Source organism: Mesorhizobium sp. AD1-1 (assembly GCF_020164655.1).
In the GTDB taxonomy this organism is placed as follows: Bacteria; Pseudomonadota; Alphaproteobacteria; order Rhizobiales; family Rhizobiaceae; genus Mesorhizobium; species Mesorhizobium ciceri.
The window spans coordinates 39,853-62,121 of the sequence record NZ_JAIUGP010000006.1 but is presented as its reverse complement, the minus strand read 5'-3'; the positions used below and the strand labels follow the sequence as shown (position 1 = coordinate 62,121).

25 protein-coding genes and 1 tRNA gene are annotated in these 22,269 nt (G+C 62.4%); 19 read left to right on the top strand and 7 right to left on the bottom strand.

Annotated elements, in window-relative coordinates; all coding sequences use genetic code 11:
* Positions 1–15: 15 nt before the first annotated feature.
* The 5 genes from LB519_RS13620 (at position 16) to LB519_RS13600 (ending at position 2,832) form a co-directional block, all read left to right on the top strand.
* Positions 16–276, top strand: coding sequence for a CopG family ribbon-helix-helix protein (locus tag LB519_RS13620; protein ID WP_013532247.1), 261 nt, complete (start codon positions 16–18; stop codon positions 274–276).
* A complete protein-coding gene (locus tag LB519_RS13615; RefSeq protein WP_013532246.1) occupies positions 276–551 on the top strand; it encodes a type II toxin-antitoxin system RelE/ParE family toxin in 276 nt (91 codons plus the stop codon). The genes LB519_RS13620 and LB519_RS13615 overlap by 1 nt, the downstream gene beginning before the upstream one ends.
* Before the next feature lie 81 nt (positions 552–632).
* Positions 633–1,127, top strand: coding sequence for a 6,7-dimethyl-8-ribityllumazine synthase (ribH, locus tag LB519_RS13610; RefSeq protein WP_013532245.1), 495 nt, complete (start codon positions 633–635; stop codon positions 1,125–1,127).
* Positions 1,124–1,624 (top strand): transcription antitermination factor NusB, encoded by a 501-nt coding sequence (nusB, locus tag LB519_RS13605; protein WP_013532244.1) that lies wholly within the window; start codon positions 1,124–1,126, stop codon positions 1,622–1,624. Before ribH ends, nusB begins: the two co-directional genes overlap by 4 nt.
* Positions 1,621–2,832, top strand: coding sequence for an MFS transporter (locus LB519_RS13600; RefSeq protein ID WP_064995445.1), 1,212 nt, complete (start codon positions 1,621–1,623; stop codon positions 2,830–2,832). The genes nusB and LB519_RS13600 overlap by 4 nt, the downstream gene beginning before the upstream one ends.
* Before the next feature lie 8 nt (positions 2,833–2,840).
* On the opposite strand, the gene LB519_RS13595 is transcribed toward LB519_RS13600, so the two are convergent.
* Positions 2,841–3,413 (bottom strand): NADPH-dependent FMN reductase, encoded by a 573-nt coding sequence (locus tag LB519_RS13595; RefSeq protein ID WP_224620244.1) that lies wholly within the window; start codon positions 3,411–3,413, stop codon positions 2,841–2,843.
* A 205-nt stretch (positions 3,414–3,618) separates the two neighbouring features.
* Here LB519_RS13595 and LB519_RS13590 point away from each other — a divergent pair, with 205 nt between their 5' ends.
* The 5 genes from LB519_RS13590 to LB519_RS13570 all read left to right on the top strand — a co-directional run bounded on the left by LB519_RS13590 (position 3,619) and on the right by LB519_RS13570 (position 9,811).
* Positions 3,619–4,530: an ABC transporter substrate-binding protein gene (locus LB519_RS13590; protein ID WP_013532241.1), complete on the top strand. Its 912-nt coding sequence runs from the start codon at positions 3,619–3,621 to the stop codon at positions 4,528–4,530.
* A 55-nt stretch (positions 4,531–4,585) separates the two neighbouring features.
* Positions 4,586–5,749: an ABC transporter permease gene (locus LB519_RS13585; protein WP_224620243.1), complete on the top strand. Its 1,164-nt coding sequence runs from the start codon at positions 4,586–4,588 to the stop codon at positions 5,747–5,749.
* The gene (locus LB519_RS13580) at positions 5,746–6,684 is read left to right on the top strand and encodes an ABC transporter ATP-binding protein (protein WP_013532239.1); all 939 of its coding nucleotides are present in this window, start codon (positions 5,746–5,748) and stop codon (positions 6,682–6,684) included. Before LB519_RS13585 ends, LB519_RS13580 begins: the two co-directional genes overlap by 4 nt.
* A complete protein-coding gene (locus tag LB519_RS13575) occupies positions 6,681–7,430 on the top strand; it encodes an ABC transporter permease (protein WP_013532238.1) in 750 nt (249 codons plus the stop codon). The genes LB519_RS13580 and LB519_RS13575 overlap by 4 nt, the downstream gene beginning before the upstream one ends.
* A 239-nt stretch (positions 7,431–7,669) precedes the next feature.
* Positions 7,670–9,811: a sodium-translocating pyrophosphatase gene (locus tag LB519_RS13570; protein ID WP_127365843.1), complete on the top strand. Its 2,142-nt coding sequence runs from the start codon at positions 7,670–7,672 to the stop codon at positions 9,809–9,811.
* Positions 9,812–10,083: 272 nt separating this feature from the next.
* On the opposite strand, the gene LB519_RS13565 is transcribed toward LB519_RS13570, so the two are convergent.
* Complete coding sequence (locus LB519_RS13565; RefSeq protein WP_013532236.1) at positions 10,084–10,596, bottom strand: outer membrane protein assembly factor BamE; 513 nt, start codon at positions 10,594–10,596, stop codon at positions 10,084–10,086.
* A gap of 114 nt (positions 10,597–10,710) precedes the next feature.
* On the opposite strand from LB519_RS13565, the gene LB519_RS13560 reads away from it, so the two are divergent.
* From LB519_RS13560 to LB519_RS13530, 7 genes are all read left to right on the top strand, one after another.
* On the top strand, positions 10,711–11,259 hold the full coding sequence (locus tag LB519_RS13560) for a ubiquinol-cytochrome C chaperone family protein (RefSeq protein WP_063167769.1): 549 nt from the start codon (positions 10,711–10,713) through the stop codon (positions 11,257–11,259).
* Positions 11,256–11,804: a YceD family protein gene (locus LB519_RS13555; protein WP_027162417.1), complete on the top strand. Its 549-nt coding sequence runs from the start codon at positions 11,256–11,258 to the stop codon at positions 11,802–11,804. The genes LB519_RS13560 and LB519_RS13555 overlap by 4 nt, the downstream gene beginning before the upstream one ends.
* Positions 11,805–11,916: 112 nt before the next feature.
* Positions 11,917–12,987, top strand: coding sequence for a phosphate acyltransferase PlsX (plsX, locus tag LB519_RS13550; RefSeq protein WP_024504675.1), 1,071 nt, complete (start codon positions 11,917–11,919; stop codon positions 12,985–12,987).
* A 9-nt stretch (positions 12,988–12,996) separates the two neighbouring features.
* Positions 12,997–13,968, top strand: a complete 972-nt coding sequence (locus LB519_RS13545) for a beta-ketoacyl-ACP synthase III (RefSeq protein WP_024504674.1) — start codon at positions 12,997–12,999, stop codon at positions 13,966–13,968.
* Between the two features lie 103 nt (positions 13,969–14,071).
* Positions 14,072–14,395 carry an integration host factor subunit alpha gene (locus tag LB519_RS13540; RefSeq protein ID WP_013532231.1) on the top strand — a complete coding sequence of 108 codons (324 nt, stop codon included), beginning with the start codon at positions 14,072–14,074 and terminating at the stop codon, positions 14,393–14,395.
* A 125-nt stretch (positions 14,396–14,520) separates the two neighbouring features.
* Positions 14,521–15,060, top strand: coding sequence for a MerR family transcriptional regulator (locus tag LB519_RS13535; protein ID WP_013532230.1), 540 nt, complete (start codon positions 14,521–14,523; stop codon positions 15,058–15,060).
* Between the two features lie 85 nt (positions 15,061–15,145).
* A complete protein-coding gene (locus LB519_RS13530; RefSeq protein ID WP_013532229.1) occupies positions 15,146–15,448 on the top strand; it encodes a hypothetical protein in 303 nt (100 codons plus the stop codon).
* 536 nt (positions 15,449–15,984) lie between these two features.
* On the opposite strand, the gene LB519_RS13525 is transcribed toward LB519_RS13530, so the two are convergent.
* Positions 15,985–16,599, bottom strand: a complete 615-nt coding sequence (locus LB519_RS13525) for a hypothetical protein (RefSeq protein WP_224620242.1) — start codon at positions 16,597–16,599, stop codon at positions 15,985–15,987.
* Between LB519_RS13525 and LB519_RS13520 the strand changes: the two genes are divergently transcribed.
* Together LB519_RS13520 and LB519_RS13515 are read left to right on the top strand one after the other, a co-directional pair.
* A complete protein-coding gene (locus LB519_RS13520) occupies positions 16,580–17,164 on the top strand; it encodes a helix-turn-helix domain-containing protein (protein ID WP_224620241.1) in 585 nt (194 codons plus the stop codon). The two genes, LB519_RS13525 and LB519_RS13520, sit on opposite strands and share 20 nt — an antisense overlap.
* 187 nt (positions 17,165–17,351) lie before the next feature.
* Positions 17,352–17,813: a YbaK/EbsC family protein gene (locus LB519_RS13515; protein ID WP_224620240.1), complete on the top strand. Its 462-nt coding sequence runs from the start codon at positions 17,352–17,354 to the stop codon at positions 17,811–17,813.
* A 129-nt stretch (positions 17,814–17,942) separates the two neighbouring features.
* On the opposite strand, the gene LB519_RS13510 is transcribed toward LB519_RS13515, so the two are convergent.
* The 4 genes from LB519_RS13510 to LB519_RS13495 form a co-directional block, all read right to left on the bottom strand.
* Positions 17,943–18,019 (bottom strand) — tRNA-Pro (locus LB519_RS13510).
* Between the two features lie 354 nt (positions 18,020–18,373).
* Positions 18,374–19,141: an outer membrane protein gene (locus LB519_RS13505; RefSeq protein WP_013532224.1), complete on the bottom strand. Its 768-nt coding sequence runs from the start codon at positions 19,139–19,141 to the stop codon at positions 18,374–18,376.
* A gap of 275 nt (positions 19,142–19,416) precedes the next feature.
* Positions 19,417–20,688: an O-antigen ligase family protein gene (locus tag LB519_RS13500; RefSeq protein WP_224620239.1), complete on the bottom strand. Its 1,272-nt coding sequence runs from the start codon at positions 20,686–20,688 to the stop codon at positions 19,417–19,419.
* A complete protein-coding gene (locus tag LB519_RS13495) occupies positions 20,685–22,220 on the bottom strand; it encodes an undecaprenyl-phosphate glucose phosphotransferase (RefSeq protein ID WP_013532222.1) in 1,536 nt (511 codons plus the stop codon). Before LB519_RS13495 ends, LB519_RS13500 begins: the two co-directional genes overlap by 4 nt.
* Between the last annotated feature and the right edge of the window lie 49 nt (positions 22,221–22,269).

The window sequence follows — 22,269 nt, the reverse complement described above, 5'->3', positions numbered from 1 at the left end:
GATTGTGAGGCTCTGATGGATACAAAAGTAATCACCGCTCACGTTCCGCTGCCGCTGGCTGAAAAGGTAGATCAACTGGCTGCCCGCCTTGAGCGCCCACGCGGCTGGATCGTCAAACAAGCTCTTTCCGCGTGGGTGGATTTGGAGGAGGAGCGCCGACGGCTCACGCTTGAAGCAATGGCCGATGTCGACGCAGGACGGGTCATCGATCACCAGGCCGTGCAGGCGTGGGCTGAGAGTCTTGGTACCGACAAGCCACTGCCGGTGCCTCGTTGATGGAGTTGAAATGGACCAACAAGGCTTTGTCCGACTTGGTCCGGCTACATGATTTTCTCGTGCTAGCAAATGGCCCGGCGGCCGCACGTGCCGTGCAGTCGCTTACTGCCGCGCCGGCACGGTTGGTCGAATATCCGCGCATCGGTGAGAGACTGGAAGAGTTCGAACCACGAGAAGTGCGTCGCATTTTGGTGGGCAGCTACGAAATTCGTTACGAGATACAGAACACGACAATTTCTGTGTTGCGCCTGTGGCATACGCGAGAGGATCGATAGGACAGGAGTCCATCCAGCAATCTTCCGCTTGCGATGAACCCGGCTTCGGCCTAAGTCACCGGCAACTCCCCGGAGACTTTTATGGCTGGTACATCCCAACACGGCAAAGCCTTCATTCGTCCGAAGGCGAAGGCGCATCTGCTCATTGTCGAAGCGCGCTTTCACGACGACCTTGCCGACGCGCTGCTCGATGGCGCGACAAGCGCGCTCGATGAGGCGGGCGCGACTTATGACGTCGTCACCGTTCCAGGTTCGCTGGAGATCCCCGCGGTGATCACCTTTGCACTGGACGGCGCGACGGAAGGCGGCACACATTATGATGGCTTTGTCGCGCTCGGCACCGTCGTCCGCGGCGACACCTACCATTTCGACATTGTCGCCAATGAATCCAGCCGCGCGCTCATGGATTTGAGCGTGCAGGACTCGGTCTGCATCGGCAACGGCATCCTCACCACCGAGAATGACGCCCAGGCCTGGACTCGCGCCAAGCGCTCGGAAGGCGACAAGGGCGGCTTTGCCGCGCGTGCGGCGCTGACCATGATTGCCCTCAAGGAACAATTGGGAGCGCGATCGTGAGCGAACCCGCTTCGCCCGGGCAGCCCGCGATGCGCCACGCCAACAAGCGCGGCGCTGCCCGTCTGGCCGCCGTGCAGGCGCTCTATCAGATGGATGTCGCCGGCAGCGGTGTCTTCGAGATCACCGCCGAGTACGAGGCGTTTCGCCTTGGCAAGGAAGTCGACGGCGCGCTCTATCGCGAGGCCGATGCGCAATGGTTTCGCGCTATCCTGGCGGGTGTCGTCGAGAACCAGAAGACCATCGATCCGATCATCCGCCAGGCGCTGACCGAGGACTGGCCGCTGTCGCGGCTCGATTCGACGCTGCGCGCCATCCTGCGCGCCGGCGTCTACGAACTGATGAAGCGCGAGGATGTCCCGGTCGCCGTCATAGTCTCCGAATATGTCGACATCGCCAAGGCCTTCTACGAGGAAGACGAGCCGAAGCTGGTCAATGCCGTGCTCGACCGTGTGTCACGCCGGGTGCGTGGCGAGGGGCGCGGCAAGGACGCATCATGACGGCAATCGCCGTCGAGGCAGGCAGCGAGGCGCGCCGCACGGCGCTGATCCTGGCCGCATCGCAGGCGATCATCGGCTCGGCGGCCCCCATCGCCATCTCCGTGGGCGCGCTGGCCGGGCAATATCTGCTTGGCCCCGACAAATCATTGGCGACAGCGCCGATCACCGGCTTCAACATCGGCGTGGCGCTCGGCGCGCTGCCCGCAGCGGCCATCATCCGCAGAATGGGCCAGCGCGGCGGCTTCATGACCGGAACGATCGTCACGGCGCTTGGCGGCCTGATCGCCACGCTTGCGCTTTTTCAAGGGAGCTTCTGGCTGTTTGCCTTTGGCTTGCTCACGATCGGTGTCGGCGGCGCCTTCGTCCAGCAGTTCCGCTTCGCCGCCGCTGACAACGCACCGCCGGAATTCAAGGCGCGCGCCATCTCCTTCGTGCTGGCCGGCGGCATCGTCACCGCTATCCTCGGGCCGCAGATTGTCATCTTCACCCGCGAATCGCTGGCGCCGGTCATGTTTGCCGGTTCGTTCGTGTCCATCCTGCCGCTGGCCGCCGTCGGCGCCATCATCCTGTCCTTCCTGCGGCTGCCGGCGAAAGCATCCGGCAAGGTGGAGATCGCCGACAGCGACGCCAGACCACTGGCTGAAATCGTCACGCAGCCGCGTTTCGTCGCCGCGCTTTTCTGTGCGGTCGGCAGCTACGCGCTGATGAGCTTCGTCATGACGGGCGCACCGCTGGCCATGGTCGGCTGCGGACTGTCGGAGACCGACGCGACGCTGGGCATCTCCTGGCACGTCATGGCGATGTTTGCGCCAAGCTTCTTCACCGGCTCGCTGATCCATCGCTTCGGCGCCGAACGCATTGTGACCACCGGCCTGATCCTGCTCATCGGCTGCGCCATTGTCGCTCTGTCGGGCCTGGCGCTGTGGCAGTTCTGGACGTCGCTGATCCTGCTGGGCCTTGGTTGGAACTTCGGCTTCATTGGCGCGACCGCAATGGTGGCCTCCACCTACCGGCCGTCGGAAAAGGGCAAGGTGCAAGGCTTCCACGACTTCGTCCTGTTCGGCTCCGTCGCCTGCGCCTCACTGATGTCGGGCATGGTCTACAACGCCTGGGGCTGGGAGATGCTGAACTGGATAGTCTTTCCGGTCACCGTCCTGTGCTTCGTGGCGCTGGGCGCGCTGAAGCTGACGAGCGCGCGCCCGGCTTGACGCCAAACCTATGCGTCCGGCGGCAACACCTGAAGCACCCGCGCTATGAACATATGGAACTCAGCCATGTAGTTGCGCAGGAAGTCCTCGGTGGATTCGACCGTCACTTCGCCGTCGTCCGTTATCAGTCCCGGCGTGAACTGGATATAGGCTTCCGGCGCATTCATCTGGGGTGAGTTGCAGAAGCTCAGAACGCTGCGCAGGCTTTGTTGGGCGACAGCGGTTGCGATGGCGCCCGGCGATGTTCCGATGACGGCGGACGGTTTGCGCGCGAATGAATTCTTTCCATAGGGGCGGCTCGCCCAGTCGATCGCGTTCTTTAATCCGCCAGGGATCGAGCGGTTGTACTCCGGGGTAACGAACAGGACGGCCTGAACGGACGCGATCGCCTTTTTGAAATCCCGGGCGACCGGCGGGAAATTCGCATCATAATCGTAGCTGTAAAGAGGCAGATCCCTGAAGGCGATTTCCGTCATTTCAAGTTCCGGAGGAGCCAGTTGAACGAGCGCCTTCGCGAGCTTGCGGTTGATGGATTCCCGGGCAAGACTTCCGATGAGGTAGCCGACTTTGTGTATGGCCATGACACGCTCTCCGTGTTTGCCACCCGCACTCTATGGCATTATCCGCCAGATGGCAGCAGATCGCCAGCGTCGCCTCAAAATCGGCCTTCCGAACAAAAATATTGCGCTGATCTCCCTTGTTATGAAACCGTGTGCCCCGACTGGCCGTTGAAGCCATGCTCATATGCGGTCATCGCGTTTCGGTTCATAGCTAGGGGTTTTCACAATGTTTTCAGTCAAGTTTCTGGCCGGCGCGGCATTGGCGCTCGGCATCACGGTGGCTTCCGCCAATGCCCAGGTGGTTGTCTCTTCGAAAATCGACACCGAGGGCGGCGTGCTCGGCAACATCATCCAGCTCGTCCTCAACGCCAACAACATCAAGACATCGGACCGCATCCAGCTCGGCGGCACGCCGGTGGTGCGCAAGGCGATCACCGCCGGCGAGATCGACATCTATCCCGAATACACCGGCAACGCCGCCTTCTTCTTCGAGAAGGCCGACGACCCGGTCTGGAAGGATGCCGCCAAGGCCTATGAAACGGCCAAGAAGCTCGACTACGACGCCAACAAGATCGTCTGGCTGTCGCCGTCGCCCGCAAACAACACCTGGGCGATCGCGCTGCGCAAGGAAGTCGCCGAGACCAACAAGCTCGCCACGCTCACCGACTTCGGCAAATATGTCGCGGGCGGCGGTCAGGTGGTGCTGGCGGCTTCCGCCGAGTTCGTCAATTCGGCGGCTGCACTGCCGGCCTTCCAGACCACCTATGGCTTCACGCTGAAGCCGGACCAACTGATCACTCTCTCAGGCGGCGACACCGCGGCAACCATCGCCGCGGCCGCCAACCAGACCAACGGCGCCAATGCGGCCATGGTCTACGGCACCGATGGCGGCATCGCACCGTCCGGGCTCGTCGTGCTCGACGACGACAAGGGCGTGCAGCCGGTCTACCAGCCGGCGCCGATCATCCGCGAAGCGGTGCTGAAGCAACATCCCGAGATCGAGACGCTGCTGAAGCCGGTCTTCGCCAAGCTCGACCTCGTCACGCTGCAGGAGCTGAATGGTCGCGTGCAGGTCGGCGGCGAGCCGGTCAAGGGCGTCGCCGAGGACTTTTTGAAGAAGAACGGCTTCCTGAAGTAGGACGATTCCGGCGCGCCGCTTTCGTGGCGCGCCGGATCGACTGACGGGGGAGGGCGTGAACATCCGCTTCGACAAGCTCGGCGTGGTCATCGCCGCTATATCAGCCTACGCGGCTTTTGCCGCGCCCTTTGCCACGTTCCGTGCCAACCGCATCGTCCCCGGCCAGGCGCGCTCAATTCTCGAGGCGCTGCCGGCAACCACCGGGACGCTGCTGCTCGTCATGATCGTCGCCGCAGCACTCATCGCGCTGTTCAAGACACCGCTTGCGCTGCGCCTTGCCGCCAGCGTGGTGGCGCTTGCCGCGCTCGCGCTGCTGATCGGCGTCGCCGGAACATTTCTCACGCCGGAGGGCAACACCTTTGCGAGAGTTTCGCCAGCCTCCGGTTTCTGGATTCTGATCTTTGCCTTCACGCTTTTGCTCGCCGATGTGCTGACACGGCTGAACCTGTCGCCATTGGCACGGGTTGGCGTGCTTGCGGTCTCGGCTTTGGCGATCGGGCTGCTGTTGATTTCGGGAAGCTGGGACAATCTGTCGATCCTGAAGGAATATTTCAACCGCGCCGACAGTTTCTGGGCGGAGGGCTCCAAGCATGTAACGCTGGCGCTAGGGTCGCTGCTTGCGGCAGTGGTCGTCGGCCTGCCGCTCGGTATTCTCTGCCATCGTGTCGAAAGTCTGCGCGCCGGGGTTCTCAACGTGCTCAACATCATCCAGACCATTCCCTCGATCGCGCTGTTCGGCCTGCTGATCGCGCCGCTCGGCTGGGTGGCCACGCATGTGCCGGGGGCTGCCGCGCTCGGCATTCGCGGCATCGGCACAGCCCCCGCCTTCGTCGCGCTGTTCCTTTATTCCCTGCTGCCGGTGGTGGCCAACACCGTGGTCGGTCTCGCTGGCGTGGGGGGCGCCGCCAACGACGCGGCACGCGGCATGGGCATGACCGAACGCCAGCGCCTGTTCGGCGTCGAGTTTCCACTGGCCTTTCCAGTGATCCTGACCGGCATCCGCATCGTCTTGGTGCAGAACATCGGCCTCGCCACCATTGCCGCGCTGATCGGCGGCGGCGGTTTCGGCGTATTCGTCTTCCAGGGTGTGGGCCAGACGGCGATGGACCTTGTGCTGCTCGGCGCGGTGCCAACGGTCGCGCTCGCCTTTGCCGCCGCCATCATCCTCGATGCGGTGATCGAAATGACCGCCACCAGGCGCAGGGTTGAAACGGCATGATCGAGATCGAAGGCATTACCAAGCGCTATGACGCGACGACCGTGGTCGATGACGTGTCGATGGTCATCGAGCCGCGCACCATAGCCGTCATTGTCGGCACGTCCGGTTCCGGCAAGACGACGTTGCTGCGCATGATCAACCGGCTGGTCGAACCGACCTCGGGCATCATCAAGCTCGACGGCGCCGACAATCGTTCGCTGCCCGGCTATGAGCTGCGCCGCAGCATCGGCTACGCCATCCAGGGCCACGGCCTGTTCCCGCATCGCACGGTGGCGCAGAACATTGCCACCGTGCCGGTGCTGCTCGGTTGGGACAAGGACCGCATCAAGGCCCGGGTCGACGAACTGATGACGCTCTATCAGCTTGACCCCGAAGCCTTCGGGCCGCGCTACCCGCACGAACTGTCCGGCGGCCAGCAACAGCGCGTCGGCGTTGCCCGCGCGCTCGCCGCCGAGCCCAACGTGCTGTTGATGGACGAACCGTTCGGCGCCCTCGACCCGATCATCCGCAACAAGGCGCAGGAGGATCTGCTGGCGATCCAGAAGCGCTTCGGCACCACCATCATTTTGGTCACCCACGACATGGAAGAGGCCGTGCATATGGGCGACAAGATCGCGGTCATGGATGCCGGCAAGCTGGTGCAATACGCCAAGCCCGCCGAGATCCTGGCAAAGCCGGCAAGCGCCTTCGTCGAGACCCTGGTCGGCGCCAGCGAAAGGCCGTTCCGGTTGCTGTCGCTCGGCCGGGTCCGCGATGCCGTGGAGAAGGGCTCCGCCGAAGGCGAGGCGATCCCCGGCGACGCCAGCCAGCGTGACGCGCTGGCCGAATTGTTGTGGACGGGCCGGCCGGCGCTGCCGGTCAAAGGCGCCGATGGCAAGCCGCTTGGCCGCGTCACCGTCGACGGGCTGGTGAAGCGCGCGGCGAGGCCGGCATGAAGGCCTGGCTTCCATCGTTGCTCAGACTTGCCCTGGTGATGCTGCTCGTTGCCTTCGTCACCAATCCCGGCTGGTTCGTGCCGCTGCTGAAGCCGCTGACCGAAAACAATGCGCCGGTGATCTACAACCAGGGCAGCCTGCTGACGCTGACATTGCTGCATTTGCGCACGGTTCTGATCGCCACCGTGGCAGCAACCATCGTTGCGGTGGCGCTTGCCATCCTGGTCACCAGGCCGGCCGGCGCCGAATTCCTGCCGCTATCGCGTAGCCTGGTCAACATCGGCCAGACCTTTCCGCCCGTGGCGGTGCTGGCACTCGCCGTGCCGGCCGTCGGCTTCGGCGAGAAGCCGACACTGATCGCGCTGTTTCTCTACGGTCTGCTGCCGATCTTCGAGAACGCGCTGACCGGCCTGACGACGCTACCTGCCAATGTCGTCGAGGCGGCGCGCGGCGCCGGCATGACCGGTTGGCAAAGGCTCACCAAGGTCGAACTGCCGCTCAGCGCCCCGATCATTCTCGGCGGCATCAGGCTGTCGGTGGTGATCAGCCTTGCCACGGCCACCATCGGTTCGACCGTAGCAGCCAAAACGCTGGGCGAAGTGATCATCGCCGGGTTGTTGTCCAACAATCTCGCCTTCATCCTCCAGGGCGGCCTGATCGTGGCAGCCCTTGCCGTGCTGATCTATGACGGCCTGTCGGCCATAGAGCGCTACACGGCGCGCCGGATGGGCCGGGAGGCAGAGTAGCCGCGCCCTGCGTCAGGGCTAATTTCAATCGATCTAATCGCAGGGTGCTGACGGCAGCCGCCGCCTGGTCCCAACCATTTGGGCGAAAGCCGGGCAAAAACCGAACAATATCTTGACGTTCGCAGCCCTGTTTCGCATACACCGCTGCGAAGAGGCGGATTCCGTGCTCGGAATCCGGTCTTTGTCTCAACGGCCCAGGGAGGGGTTCTTTTGGGCCATCACTCGAGGAAAATCCGGCAATGACAATTATTTCCGCCGTCATCGCCTGCGGCCTGCTTTCAATCCTTTACGCCATCTGGGCGACACGTTCGGTCCTTGCGGCCGATCAGGGCAATGCACGCATGCAGGAAATCTCCGCGGCTATCCGCGAGGGCGCACAAGCCTATCTGGCGCGTCAGTACACTACCATCGCCATCGTTGGCGTCGTCGTCCTCGTGCTCGCCTGGTGGTTGCTGTCCATCACCGCCGCGATCGGCTTCCTGATCGGAGCGGTGCTTTCAGGCGCCGCCGGCTTCATCGGCATGCATGTCTCCGTTCGCGCCAACGTTCGCACGGCGCAGGCCGCATCGAACAGCCTCGCTGCCGGCCTCGACATCGCGTTCAAATCGGGCGCCATCACCGGCATGCTGGTTGCTGGCCTCGCCTTGCTCGGCGTGTCGATCTACTACCTCATCCTGACCCACTTCATGGGCCTCCAGCCCAATGACCGCATCGTCATCGACTCGCTGGTCTCGCTCGGCTTCGGCGCATCGCTGATCTCGATCTTCGCTCGTCTCGGCGGCGGCATCTTCACCAAAGGCGCCGACGTCGGCGGCGATCTCGTCGGCAAGGTCGAAGCCGGTATTCCCGAAGACGATCCGCGCAACCCGGCCACGATCGCCGACAATGTCGGCGACAATGTCGGCGACTGCGCCGGCATGGCCGCCGACCTGTTCGAAACCTATGCGGTGACTGTCGTCGCCACCATGGTTCTGGCTGCCATCTTCTTTGGCGGCACCGCCGTGTTGGGTGCGGCCATGCTTTATCCGCTCGCCATCTGCGGCGCCTGCATCCTGACCTCGATCGTCGGCACCTTCTTCGTCAAGCTCGGTTCCAACGGCTCGATCATGGGCGCACTCTACAAGGGCCTGATCGTCACTGGCCTGCTGTCCATCGTCGGCCTCGGCGTCGCCACCCAGGTGACGCTCGGCTGGGGTGAGGTCGGCACGGTCGCCGGCATGGTCATCACCGGCAAGAACCTGTTCATCTGCGGCCTGATCGGCCTCGTGGTGACCGGTCTCATCGTGGTCATCACCGAATACTACACCGGCACCAACAAGCGCCCGGTCAATTCCATCGCCCAGGCGTCGGTCACCGGTCACGGCACCAACGTCATCCAGGGCCTCGCGGTCTCGCTGGAATCGACGGCGCTGCCGGCGATCGTCATCGTCGGCGGCATCATCTCGACCTATCAGCTTGCCGGCCTCTTCGGTACGGCGATCGCGGTCACGACGATGCTCGGCCTTGCCGGCATGATCGTTGCGCTCGATGCCTTCGGCCCGGTCACCGACAATGCCGGCGGCATCGCCGAAATGGCCGGCCTGCCCAAGGAAGTGCGCCACTCCACCGACGCGCTCGACGCGGTCGGCAACACCACCAAGGCGGTGACCAAGGGCTACGCCATCGGCTCCGCTGGTCTCGGCGCATTGGTGCTGTTTGCCGCGTACTCGAACGACCTGAAGTTCTTCGCCGCCAATGGCGACAAATATCCCTACTTCCAGGGCATGGGCGAGATCTCCTTCGATCTCTCCAACCCATACGTCGTCGCCGGCCTGATCTTCGGCGGGCTGATCCCGTATCTGTTCGGCGGCATCGCCATGACGGCCGTCGGCCGTGCGGCGGGCGCCATCGTCGAGGAGGTGCGCAAGCAGTTCCGCGAGGATCCGGGCATCATGGCCGGCACCTCGAAGCCGAACTACGCCCGCGCGGTCGACCTTCTGACCAAGGCGGCAATCAGGGAAATGATCATCCCGTCGCTGCTGCCGGTGCTGGCGCCGCTCGTCGTCTATTTCGGCGTGCTGCTGATCTCTGGCTCGAAAGCGTCCGCCTTTGCAGCGCTGGGTGCCTCGCTGCTCGGCGTCATCGTCAACGGCCTGTTCGTCGCCATCTCGATGACCTCTGGCGGCGGCGCCTGGGACAACGCCAAGAAGTCCTTCGAAGACGGCTTTGTCGACAAGGGCGGCGTCAAGCATCTCAAGGGTTCCGAGGCGCACAAGGCTTCGGTGACCGGCGACACGGTCGGCGATCCCTACAAGGACACCGCTGGCCCCGCCGTCAACCCGGCGATCAAGATCACCAACATCGTCGCGCTCTTGCTGCTGGCCGTGCTCGCGCACGGCTGATCTAGACTTCAGCCCGAAACAACCCGCGGGAGCGATCCCGCGGGTTTTTTGTTGAGCAAAGCCATGTCGACGCGTCAACAAGCCGATCTCTTGCATGCGGTAAATGCGCCGGTATCTCATCTACCGGCTTGGGTTTCGACGGCTTAAGCATCGCCGGCAAACATACGGGGATCTTGCCCTGATCGAGGCCACAACAAAAACCCGCAGGATCGCTCCCGCGGGTTTTTGGTCGCCTGAGATGATGAGGCTCCAGGAATGGAAGCCGAAAGGAATTAGGCGCCGCCGCCCGGAATGCTAGGTGCCAGCTTGCTGGCACCGTTGATGATCTGGCTGAGGAAGTTCTGGTCCTTGCCGCCGGTCGGTGTGGTGCGTGAGATGAAGTCGAACATCTTGCCGTCCTTCATCCCGTAATTGGCGATCTGGGTGACGCGGCCATCGGCGCCGAAATAGACCGCCAGCACATGCTGATCAATGAGCCGTGGCTTGTCGAAGGCGACGTAGCGCTTGCGCGTCTGCGAAATGTAATAGAAGGCCTCGTTGTCGAACGTCGCGGTCGTCGACGGCGTGCCGAGCGCCAGAAGCACCTGCTCGCGGCTCGAACCGACCGGCACCAGGTCGATTGCCTGCTGGTCTATGACGTAACCTTGCGTCAGCGTCTCACTCGGGCTGAGGTCGCCGATCATCTTGGAGGTGTGGCAGGCCGATAGTGCCGAAACGATCATCAGCAGCGAGATCGCGCCGGCGGGCCTGGACGAGAAGGTCGACTTGAAATTCAGCGCGCGCAACAACAACTCCATTAGCTGGCCGCAACTTGCGCTGGGCCGCGAAACCGGTAAACCAGCTTGCTTGCCGATGCAACAAGCCCACTTCAACAAACGGTCCCCAGGAGACCATCCCCAATGTTCCAGCGCTTTTTTGGCCGCGAACGCTACGCCAACCGCGCTATCACCGAGGCGCTTTACGCACAAATCGTGGCGGCGGCGCGGCAGACGGTGTTTTATTCCCACTGGAATGTGCCAGACACGCCGCTTGGCCGTTTCGAGATGCTGTCGCTGCACATGTTCCTGTTCCAGCACAGGTTGCGCGGTGAGAGCGGTGCGGCGCAAGAGGTCGCCCAGGTGCTGATCGACGAGTTCTTCCTCGACGTCGACCATTCGTTGCGGGAATTGGGCATTGGCGACGTTGGCGTGCCCAAACGCATGAAAAAGCTGGCAAAGATGTTTTATGGCCGAACCGCTGCCTATGACGATGCCCTGGAAAGAAACGACCATGAAGCGCTGACCGCGGCTCTTGCCCGCAATGTCCGGCCCGACGCGGGCGCCTGGCTGGAGGCATCGCTGCTGGCCAACTATGTTACCGACGCGCGCAATCATCTGGCCGCGCAGACATCCGAATCGATTGTCTCCGGCACGCTGACCTTTCCCGCCGCCAAGGAGGTTGAACAATGAAGCATGTGGACCCGCAAAGCCCGGTCTCCTTCCGTGCAAACATCACGCGCCTGCCGCAAAAGGGCCTGCCGCTGGTTATCGAAGCCGATGCCGCACAGCGTGCGGCACTGGCCGAGGAGCACGGGTTGATTTCGGTCGAATCCTATCGCGCCGAGCTTCTGGTCGCGTCGTGGAAGCGCAATGGCGTGAAGATAAGCGGTCGTGTCGAAGCCGACATCACCCAGGCCTGCATCGTCACGCTCGAGCCTGTCGAAGCGCATATCGACGAACCGGTCGAAGCGCTGCTGCTGCCCGAGGATTCCAAGCTTGGACGGCAGGGTTTCGATGGTGGCGGCGAGATCCTGCTCGACGCGGAAGGCCCTGACAGTCCAGAGACATTTTCCGGTGACACGATCGATGTCGGGGCACTCGCCGAACAGTATTTCGGGCTCGCCATCGACCCCTATCCGCGTAAGCAGGGCGCATCGCTCAACGCCGGCAGCGAGACCGAACCGGCGGAGAATGAATTTCAGCAAAAACTGCGATCCTTGCTGGGAAAATCCTGAAAAGCTCGCCCGCGACGGAAAAGTCGGTTGTGTGGCAGCCCAAAACCGTTATTTTCGCCGAACCTTCGCGGTCGCTAAACGACCTGCCGCCTAACCGTGAGACAAATACCGCGTGATCAGGATTTCCATCGATGCCATGGGCGGCGATCACGGACCAGCCGTGGTCATTCCAGCGCTCATGACGGTCGCGACCCGTCGTCCCGACATCCGCTTCGTCATCTTCGGGCGTGAGGAGGTCGTGCGCCCGGAGCTCGCCAAATTTCCCAAGCTTGCCGAGATCAGCGAATTCTTCCATTGCGAAATTGCGGTCAGGATGGACGACAAGCCGAGCCAGGCGCTGCGCCACGGCCGCTGGAAGTCATCGATGTGGAAGGCCGTCGAAGCGGTCAAGGCCGGCACGGCCGACGCCTGCATTTCCGCGGGAAACACCGGTGCGCTGATGGCGATGTCGAAGTTCTGCCTGCGCACCATGGCCACCATCGATCGCCCGGCGATCGCAGCCCTTTGGCCGACATTGCGCGGCGAAAGCGTGGTGCTGGATGTCGGCGCGACCATTGGGGCCGATGCGCAACAGCTCATCGATTTTGCCATTCTCGGCACCGGCATGGCGCGCTCGGTCTTCGGCATAGCCCGGCCCAGCGTCGGCCTGCTCAATGTCGGCGTCGAGGAGATCAAAGGCCAGGAAGAGGTTAAGGAGGCGGGGCGCATGCTGCGCGAAGCCAACATGGCCTCGATGAACTATCACGGTTTCGTCGAGGGCGACGATATCGGCAAGGGCACGGTCGACGTTGTGGTGACCGAGGGCTTCGCCGGCAACATCGCCCTGAAGACCGCGGAAGGCACGGCGCGCCAGATAGCGGGTTATCTGCGCGCCGCGATGAGCCGCACCCTGATGGCCAGGATCGGCTACGTCTTCGCTAAGGGCGCCTTCAACCGCTTGCGCGAAAAGATGGATGTCGGCCGCTCCAATGGCGGCGTTTTCCTGGGGCTGAGCGGGATCGTCGTCAAAAGCCATGGCGGTGCTGATTCTGACGGGTTCGCCGCCGCGATCGAACTCGGCTATGACATGGTCCGCAACAACCTCCTCGACCGTATCGAGGCCGATCTGGACCTGTTTCATGCGCGCAACCCGCGCGCCCTGTCATCTAGGAAATCCGACGTCGTCACCGACGCAAAGGAATAGGAAAGAACTTTGATCAGATCAGTCGTGCGCGGCACGGGCGCCGCGCTGCCCCGCCGAATCATGAAGAATGCCGATTTCGAAGGCATGGTCGAGACCTCCGACGAGTGGATCGCCCAGCGCACCGGCATTCGCCAGCGCCACATCGCGGGCGATGACGAGACGACCGCTTCGCTGGGGGAAGCGGCGGCACGTGCCGCACTTGCCAATGCGGGCCTCACGCCCGCCGACATCGATCTGATCGTGCTGGCGACCTCGACGCCCAACAACACGTTTCCGGCCACCGCCGTCGAGATCCAGAACCGGCTCGGTATGCATCACGGCTTTGCCTTCGACATGCAGGCGGTCTGTTCGGGTTTCGTCTATGCCGTGACCACCGCCGATCTCTACATCCGCGGCGGCCTGGCCAAGCGTGTCCTGGTGATCGGGTCCGAAACATTCTCGCGCATTCTCGACTGGAGCGACCGGTCGACCTGTGTGCTGTTCGGAGACGGCGCCGGTGCCATGATCCTGGAAGCGGGCGAGGGCGCGGGCACGATCGCCGACCATGGCGTTCTGGCGGCCAGCCTGCGCTCCGACGGCACGCACAAGGACAAGCTTTTTGTCGATGGCGGGCCGTCGACGACGGGTACGGTCGGCCATCTCCGGATGGAGGGCCGCGAAGTCTTCAAGCACGCGGTCGGCATGATCACCGACGTCATCGAGGCGACGTTTGCGCAAGCCGGTATCTCAGCCGAGGATCTCGACTGGTTCGTGCCGCACCAGGCCAATAAACGAATTATTGACGCTTCCGCCAAGAAGCTCGGGATAGCTGAGCAAAAGGTGGTGGTTACGGTCGATTTGCACGGTAACACCTCGGCTGCTTCCGTGCCGTTGGCGCTGTCGGTGGCCGTTGCCGACGGCCGCATCAAGAAGGGCGATCTCGTCCTCCTGGAAGCGATGGGTGGCGGCTTCACCTGGGGCGCTGTCCTGGTTCGCTGGTAAGTGCCGAACGGTCCAGTTTCGGTCCTTGACCTTGACGGATCAATTACTTAGGCTCTGCCGTTGTTGTGCCGAATTTTATGTTTTGAGCTGATGGGACGGTCGCATGGGGGGAAAGACACTTACGCGCGCCGACCTTGCCGAGGCAGTTTACCGGAAGGTCGGCCTGTCGCGCACTGAATCGGCCGAACTCGTCGAAGCGGTGCTGGATGAAATCTGCGAAGCCATCGTGCGCGGCGAAACGGTGAAGCTGTCGTCCTTCGCGACATTCCACGTCCGCTCCAAGAACGAGCGTATCGGCCGCAATCCCAAGACCGGCGAGGAAGTGCCGATCCTGCCGCGTCGGGTGATGACCTTCAAGTCGTCCAACGTGCTGAAGAGCCGTATCTTGCGCTCCCATCAGAGCGGCAAGGCCAAAAGCGGCAAGTAATCCTACAGCGCGGTTGAAAACCGCCGCCGCCATGACGCCGGGCTTGAATATTGCTTCATAAACCGCTGAAATAAGCCCCGATTCGGCAGCTAGGCCGGATCATCGTCCAGCGTGAGGATTCGCCCATGGACAAGAGCCCCGACGCCTTTCGTACCATCAGCGAGGTCGCCGAAGATCTCGATTTGCCGCAGCATGTGCTGCGCTTCTGGGAAACGCGTTTCAACCAGATCAAGCCGATGAAGCGCGGCGGCGGCCGTCGTTACTACCGGCCGCAGGATGTCGAGCTGATCAAGGGCATCCGTCACATGCTCTACGACCAGGGCTACACTATCAAGGGCGTGCAGAAGCTGTTGCGCGAGAACGGCAACCATTTCCTGGTTGCCATCGGCAATGGCGACATGGCCGCCGTCGAGGCGATCTCGCAGCGAAGGCAGGCTGACCAGGTGCCGCTGACGTCGGCGGCCCAGCCGCGCAGCATGGACGACGAACTGGTCGGCCAGCCGCGCGTCAAACCCAGCCGTCGCTTTTTCGGCCTGGGCAAGAGCGACGAGGACGGTCCGGTGCAGCCGGATGCCTCGAAACTCTCGCGCGACAACAGGGCCTTGCTGCAGGAGGCGCTGTTCGATCTCCTGGAATGCAAGCGCCTGCTTGATCAGGTGCGCTGACCGCAGCCCGACGCGATAGTTCGAAACCGGAACCCGTCTTCCGGTGAGGCGTTACGTTTCCTTCTGCAAGTGAAGGAAACACATCATGGCATCATTTTCGACCCTCTCGGACATCGATCTCGACAGGCAGGTCGCGGCTCTCACCAAAGAACTGGCCAGCCTGAAGAGGGCTGTGGCAAGGCGAGGCGGCGCCTACTACGAGGACGGTCGCGATGCAGCCTTCGACACCTATTCCGATCTTGCGGGGCGTCTGCGCGATGCCATGCCGGCACTGCGCAAACAGGGCAGGGTGATCGAGAGGTCGGCCCGCGACCATCCGGCGGCTGCCGCCGCTGTCGGCCTTGTGGTGCTCGGTCTTGTCGCCAGTTTGCTGTTCAGCCGGCGCTGAGGCGGTGCTTCTGATGGTGGAGATAGCTGGCGCCGTCATTCGACGGTGCGCCCAAATCGTGTCGAGCTGACGCGCCGCAATGCCAAGAGACGACCGGCCTTGGACAGGAAGCCAAGGCCGCTCTTCTCGGTGGCAGTCTGCGGTGCTTAGGCCTTGTTTCCGATCACATGGTGGTGGTGGCGGTGATGATGGTGATGGCGGACATGGTGGCGATGATGATGGTGGTGACGATGATGCTTTGCCATCGGCGCCGCATCCGCACTCGTCGCGCCGATGACGGGCACCGTGAAAGCCAATGCAACTGCAAGCCCGAGGGCCGAGAGGAGGGACTTCTTCATGGATCGTTTCCTTTTGTTTCGCGGGCGCATATGGATCGGGGCGATAGCCCGGCCGCCGCGAATGGAATTACGCGCCTGAATTTTTTCGTCAGTATTTCCCGATTGTAGAATTTTGTTTCTGGACTGTTTCTGCCCAATCCAGCCTCCCGCCACCATGCACGGCAAGATCGAGAGGCGGCCCATTGGCCGCCTGTCCGACTACATCGGCGGCACGACGCCGTTGGTTCCGACCACGACGCGGCTGGCGCTGAGTGCGCCGTCACTGCCCCGCTCAGCGGTGACAAAGACCGTCGCACCCGGCTTGAGGTCGGTCGGCGTCGCCGGCGCGAAGGTGACGACAGGGGTGGTGTCGGGAATCGAAATCTTCTTGGTCTGGCCATTGTCATAGGTCAGCGTGACGGATCGCCCGCTTACATCGGTAACGTCGGCGACGGTGCCGTTGGTCATCCGGCTGTTTGGCTGCAGGTCCCAAGGGCGGTCACCCTCGCCGGTGCCTTTCAGCGCGGCCGGAAAGACCACCACCTCCAGGGCGCCGCTGCCGCCATCCGCTTTCGAAACGGAGGCAATGCCGAGGAAATCGCCCTGCTTGATGCCCGTTGCCGAGGCGTTGGCGACGCCCGAGATCTTCCAGCCGGCCTTGAGCTTGATCGCGTCGGTATCGCCCTGGCGGGTTTTCACGGTGAGCAGCGTGGGCTTAAAACTGACCACCGTGCCGCGCACACGCAGCGCGCCCGCGGCTTGGGCGGCGCCCGCGCCGGCGACGGAAAGGCTGGAAATCGTGCCGAGCACGACCATGACTGTCTTCAAGTTCATTGCAAAAAATCCTTCCGGGAAAGAACTGGCTGGAACCGGATGGTTTCGCGCCAGCGACCCGGAGATAACGAATGGGCGCGGCGAAACTGCCGGCAAAAGGCCAATCAGGCCTTCAAAACAACTTGATCGCGACGTGTGCGCCAGAGGCCGCGCCAGGCACCCGGTTCACGATCCCGTGACGGCCATTTTGGCTCTTGGCAAATCACCAGTGAGAGGGCATCTTCCCGACCGTCTCAGGCAACACTCCTCATTTGATCAAACTCTTTCAGTCATGGAGTTGCCAATGCCCCATAATGCGAAAAGCGAACCCCACTCCGAACCGGCAACCAACGGGAGCGGGCCAGATTACAACACCCTCAGAGCGATGCGGGAGACCCGCGGTTACAGCGTGGAAGAGCTCTCCCTGACATGCGGCCTGGCGGTGGACGAGATTGAGGATATCGAAAGCGGCAGAGTGACCGATCCGTCGAAGCTGCGTCGTATTGTGTCCGCGCTTCACCTTCCCCAGGAAGCTCTGATCACCCCGGCTGCGCCGCCGGCGGCGCAAGGTCGATCGCTGGCGTAGACCCGCACCAGGCATTCCAGAGAACCCGCCAAGGCCCTCTTGGCGGGTTTCTTTGTACCTGCCGCAGCGTCTGCTTCAGCCTGGCGCTTGCCGATTTGTATGCCGCGCGTGCTTATATGCGCGGCGGCCCCGGCTGCTGGACAGCAATCCGCCGTCCTTCAAGTTTTTGAACCATGGGTTTTTCGATATGAGCCTGGACTCAGTTCGTGCGTTCTTCGCCGCCCACGCGCCTGATATCGACGTCATCGTCACGGAGGCGAGCTCGGCGACGGTGACCCTGGCGGCCGAGGCGCATGGCGTGCTGCCGGCGCAGATCGCCAAGACGATCTGCCTGCGCGTCGGCGAGCGCACCATGCTGGTGGTGACCAGCGGCATCGCCAGGCTGGACAACCGCAAGTTCAAGGACCAGTTCGGCGGCAAGCCGCGCATGCTCGACGCGGCGGAAGTTGTCGAAGCGACGAGCCACCCGGTCGGCGGCGTCTGCCCGTTCGGCCTGCCGGCGCCGCTGCCGGTCTATTGCGACGCATCGCTGCGCGAATTCGACGAGGTCGTTCCCGCCGCCGGCGCCACCAATGCGGCGGTGCGGATCAGCCCGCAGCGCATGGTTGAGCTAATCGGCGCTGAGTGGGTGGATGTGTGCCAGGGGTAGGGGGCCCAACCGAAGTTCGAGCAAGGCGATTGAGAATACATTCCGGGATTTTATCCCGATCCGAGATTTGGCCAGACTGACCGGGCATCTGGAAAGGCGGACTTTTGGGGGCAAGTCCTGCTTCTAAAATGGTCGGAGTGGCCGGATTCGAACCGACGACCCCTTGACCCCCAGTCAAGTGCGCTACCGGGCTGCGCTACACTCCGGACCGCGGAAAGCCCTATATTCTCAAGGGTTCAGAAGCAAGAGGCGAATTCGCTGAAATTGGTGAAATGGGAACAGACGGTGTCCCGGTGTGCCTTTGGTGACCGAAAGTCACACCGACAAATCATACCGCAAGTGCTGCTTAGGTTCCGGTCACCGAGGGCGGACACACTACGTGCTTTGTCTTGCCCTGGAAGGGCATAGCCTGCACCGCTCTAGGCTGCAATTGCCCAAAGAAGTTCAAGACTTCGTTCAATCGCCAGAATGTTCGAAGGAATATGTAGGCTACGAGGAAAGGGGAGCGCTGACGAGCTCCCCTGACGCTAGATCTGATCCGCGAAAATGATGTCGATGCACTACTGACCCATTCCAAACTTGTAGGTTAGCCGGGCCATCACGGCATCGACCTTTGCCTCTGTGCGATAGGTCTCGGGATTGTCGCCGAGAGTGCCATCATCGAACACGTTGTCGCCCGTGCTCGTCTTATGGCCGAGGTCAACGTGGGTGTAGTCCACGCCAAGCGAGAGGTTGTTCGTAAGGGCATAGTCGATGCCAGCGCCGAGCGCATAGCCGTTCTGCCACTCATTCTTTTCGTAGGTCACCAGGGCGTCGTTGTCTCGGGCGCGGAAATCCACCTTGCCGCCGGCATAACCAGCCTTGGCATAGATCAGCACGCGATCGAAGGCGTAGCCGACGCGGCCGACGACCGTGGCATAATTCGAGATTTTGGCGGTCTCGGTGTCGCTGTCCGGGAAATAGGGGCTGGTGATGGTCTTGCGGATGCCCGTTGCCGTCCAGGTCGCTTCGCCGCCCAGAATGAACTGTCCCCACTGCCATTGCGCGCCTGCATGGATACCGCCGGCGACGCCGGCTTTGTTGAAGTCAAATCCTTCTGTTCCCGCCGGAACGAGGTCGGTGAAGAACCCACCGTTTGGCTCGGTCATATCCGTTGCCGTGATGTCACCATTGGCAACGCCGAGATGGCCGCCGACATAGAGGCCGCTCCAGTCATAGGCCGACCCCGCAACCGGGGCCAACATGTCTGCTGCTGACGCGGTGCTTGCCGACAGGGCGGCAACCGCGAGAACTGCTAAGAATCTATTCACGTATTTCTCCCAACCCAAGTAATTCCCTCGGGAACAACAATAGCCGGGAGCGAAATGAAATTATGTGATGTTTTTGCCACAACCGCATATTTTTGCCATGGACCAACCGTCCGTCGAGCACTCGATCTACACTGGCCTGACGCTTCAAAACGCAAATGAAGCCGAGTAAAGCGCATGTAGAGCGCCTAGTCAGGAAATCCATCAGAAACTTCGTATTCGGGAAGCTCTCGAAGCTGTCTTCGTCGTGATGTAGAGCGGGCCGGATCTCCACCGAAGGCCAACGTGAAGCCCTCTCACTCCCGCGACTTGTATGCCGGTGCCGGCGAGCCCTGCAAGGCAGGCCGCAACAGCCGTTGGTGGCGGTATTCCAGCGCGATGGCGCCCCAGATCAGGCCGAGCAGCAGGTAGACATGGCGCCAGTGGTCGATGTCGATGAAGGTGCCGAGCCCGATATTGCCGATGAAGGCGACGTAGGCGCACAGGAGATAGGGCTGCCACGGCCGGTCGCGCAGCAGGATGCGGAAGCCGGCTGCTATCGTCCACAAGACGAGCGCGAGGAACGACACGAAGCCGAGCCAGCCATAATCCATCAGCATCTTCAGCCAGATGTCGTGGGTGTCTTCACCGAAGATCGTGCCGAAGACCAGCGGGCCGATGCCGAACGGATGCTCCATCGCCATCTGGAAGCCGATGCCGTAGCGGGCGAAGCGGCCGAGGCGGGCGGTGTCGTAGCTCTGTTCGAGATGGGCACGGTTGGAGAACATCTCCGATACGCCGGGCAGCTGCAGGATGACGATCATGGCGACGACCAGCAATGCCAGCGCGGCCATCGTCATCACCACCACGCGCAGCCGGAACTTGCCGCTGGCGCTCTGCAGGAACAGGCAGCCGGTGAGCAGGACGGCCGAGACGGCGAACATGCCCCAGGCGCCGCGCGAGAAGGAAAAGAAGATGCCGGCGGTGATGATCAGCAGTGGCACCGCCAGCAGCGGCATGCGCGTCACCGGTCCGGTCAGGAGCAAATAGAGCAGATAGATGCCGGGCAGCACCAGGAACGGTCCAAACACGTTCGGATCCTGGAAGGCGCCGGCGGCACGGTCGTATTTGGTGAACATCTCGGCGCCCGGAAAGGCATGGAAGTAGCCTGCAATGCCAAGCAGCGAGGTGACCACGGCCGAAACCACATAGGCAATGAAGATCAATCGGTAGAGGCTCGGCTGTACGGCTGTGATCGATGCGAAGAACACCGCGCTGAAGGCGAGAAACAGCGACACGGCGAGATAGAGCGGCGTGTTGGCGAGGTCCGCCATCTGCGTCATGGAGATCATGCCGCCGATGTTCATCGTCACCAGCAGCACCAGCAGCGGCGTTGCCGCGCGGGAAATCCGCAAGCCGAAAAGCGCCCAGATGGCAATCAGCCCCGCCATGTAGAGCTCATAGGGCGCCGGCTCGCTGATGACGAAGCCGGACAGCAGAATGCCGATGAAGACCGCGCCCGAGGAAATCAGCGCGATCAGCTTGGCGTTGACCGCCGCGCGCGGCAGATCATGGCTGATCGCGCTCAATAGGCGTTTTCCGTATTGAGCAGCCGGAGCGGCGTCAGGAACAGGATCCGCAAATCGAACAGCAGCGACCAGTTCTCGATGTAGTAGAGATCATACTCCGTGCGCATGCGGATCTTCTCGTTGGTGTCCATCTCGCCGCGCCAGCCATTGATCTGCGCCCAGCCGGTGACGCCGGGCTTGACCTTGTGGCGGGCGAAATAGCCGTCGACGACCTCGTTGTAGAGCAGGTTATGCGACTGCGCGGCGATGGCGTGCGGACGCGGGCCGACCAGCGACAGCGAACCGAGCAGCGAGTTGAAGAACTGCGGCAACTCGTCGATCGAGGTCTTGCGGATGAAGCGGCCGACGCGGGTGACGCGCGGGTCGTTCTTGGTCACGGTCTGCTTGGCGGTCGGGTCGGCCTTGTCCGTATACATCGAACGGAACTTGTAGACCTCGATGATCTCGTTGTTGAAACCGTGCCGCTTCTGGTGAAACAGAACCGGCCCCTTGCTGTCGAGCTTGATGGCGATGGCGGTCGCCAGCATCACCGGCGAGAACACGACGATGCCGATCAGGCTGAAGACGATGTCGAAGGCGCGCTTGGCGACCGAATCCCAGTCGTTGATCGGCTTGTCGAAGATGTCGAGCATCGGCACCGCGCCGATGTAGGAATAGGCGCGCGGGCGAAACTGCAGTGCGTTGGAATGCGCCGACAGCCGGATGTCGACCGGCAGCACCCACAGCTTCTTCAGCAACTGCAGAACGCGCGATTCGGCGGTCAGCGGCAACGATACGATCAGCATGTCGATACGGGCGATGCGGGCGAATTCGATCAGTTCCGAAATGGTGCCGAGCTTGGGGTAGCCGGCGACGATGGGCGGCGAGCGCTTGTCGCCGCGATCGTCGAAGATGCCGCAGATGCGGATATCGTTGTAGGGCTGCTTTTCGACCGAGCGGATCAGGATTTCCGCCGCCTTGCCGCCGCCGACGATGACGGCGCGCCGCTCCATGCGGCCATCGCGCGCCCAGGCCCGGATCAGCTTCGACATTACCAGCCTGAGGCCGAAGATGAGAACGAAGCCGATGACGAACCAGCTGCCCAACAAAAGGCGCGAATAGTTTTCCGACATCTTCATGACGAACGCCGTCAGCGCCATGAGGGCGAAAGTGCCGGCCCAGACCAGCAGCACGCGGCCGAAATTGGCGATCGGCCGCATCAGGGCGACGATCTGGTAGCAGTCGGTGACGTCGAGCAGCACCACGGCAAGGAACGACGCGGCGGCGATCGTTACCGGATACTGCCAGGCGAGATAATTGAAGAACCCGACATAATGGAAATAGACGGCGAGCCCGGACAGGAACAGCAAGCCGAATTCGACCATGCGCAGGACACCGCTGACCATGATCGGCGACATCGTATCGCGCCGGTACTGCGAGGCGACCTGGCGCGCGACATCGTTCATGCCGCTTGGCGTGTCGCCATCGGCCGGGCCGTCGAATTTACGCACCGCCTCTGCTGAAAAGCGGCGCGCGGGGTCGATCTCGTTCATGAGGGCTTTCCGCAAGCTTCCCCTCGGTCATAGCAAAAGAGAGCTAAGA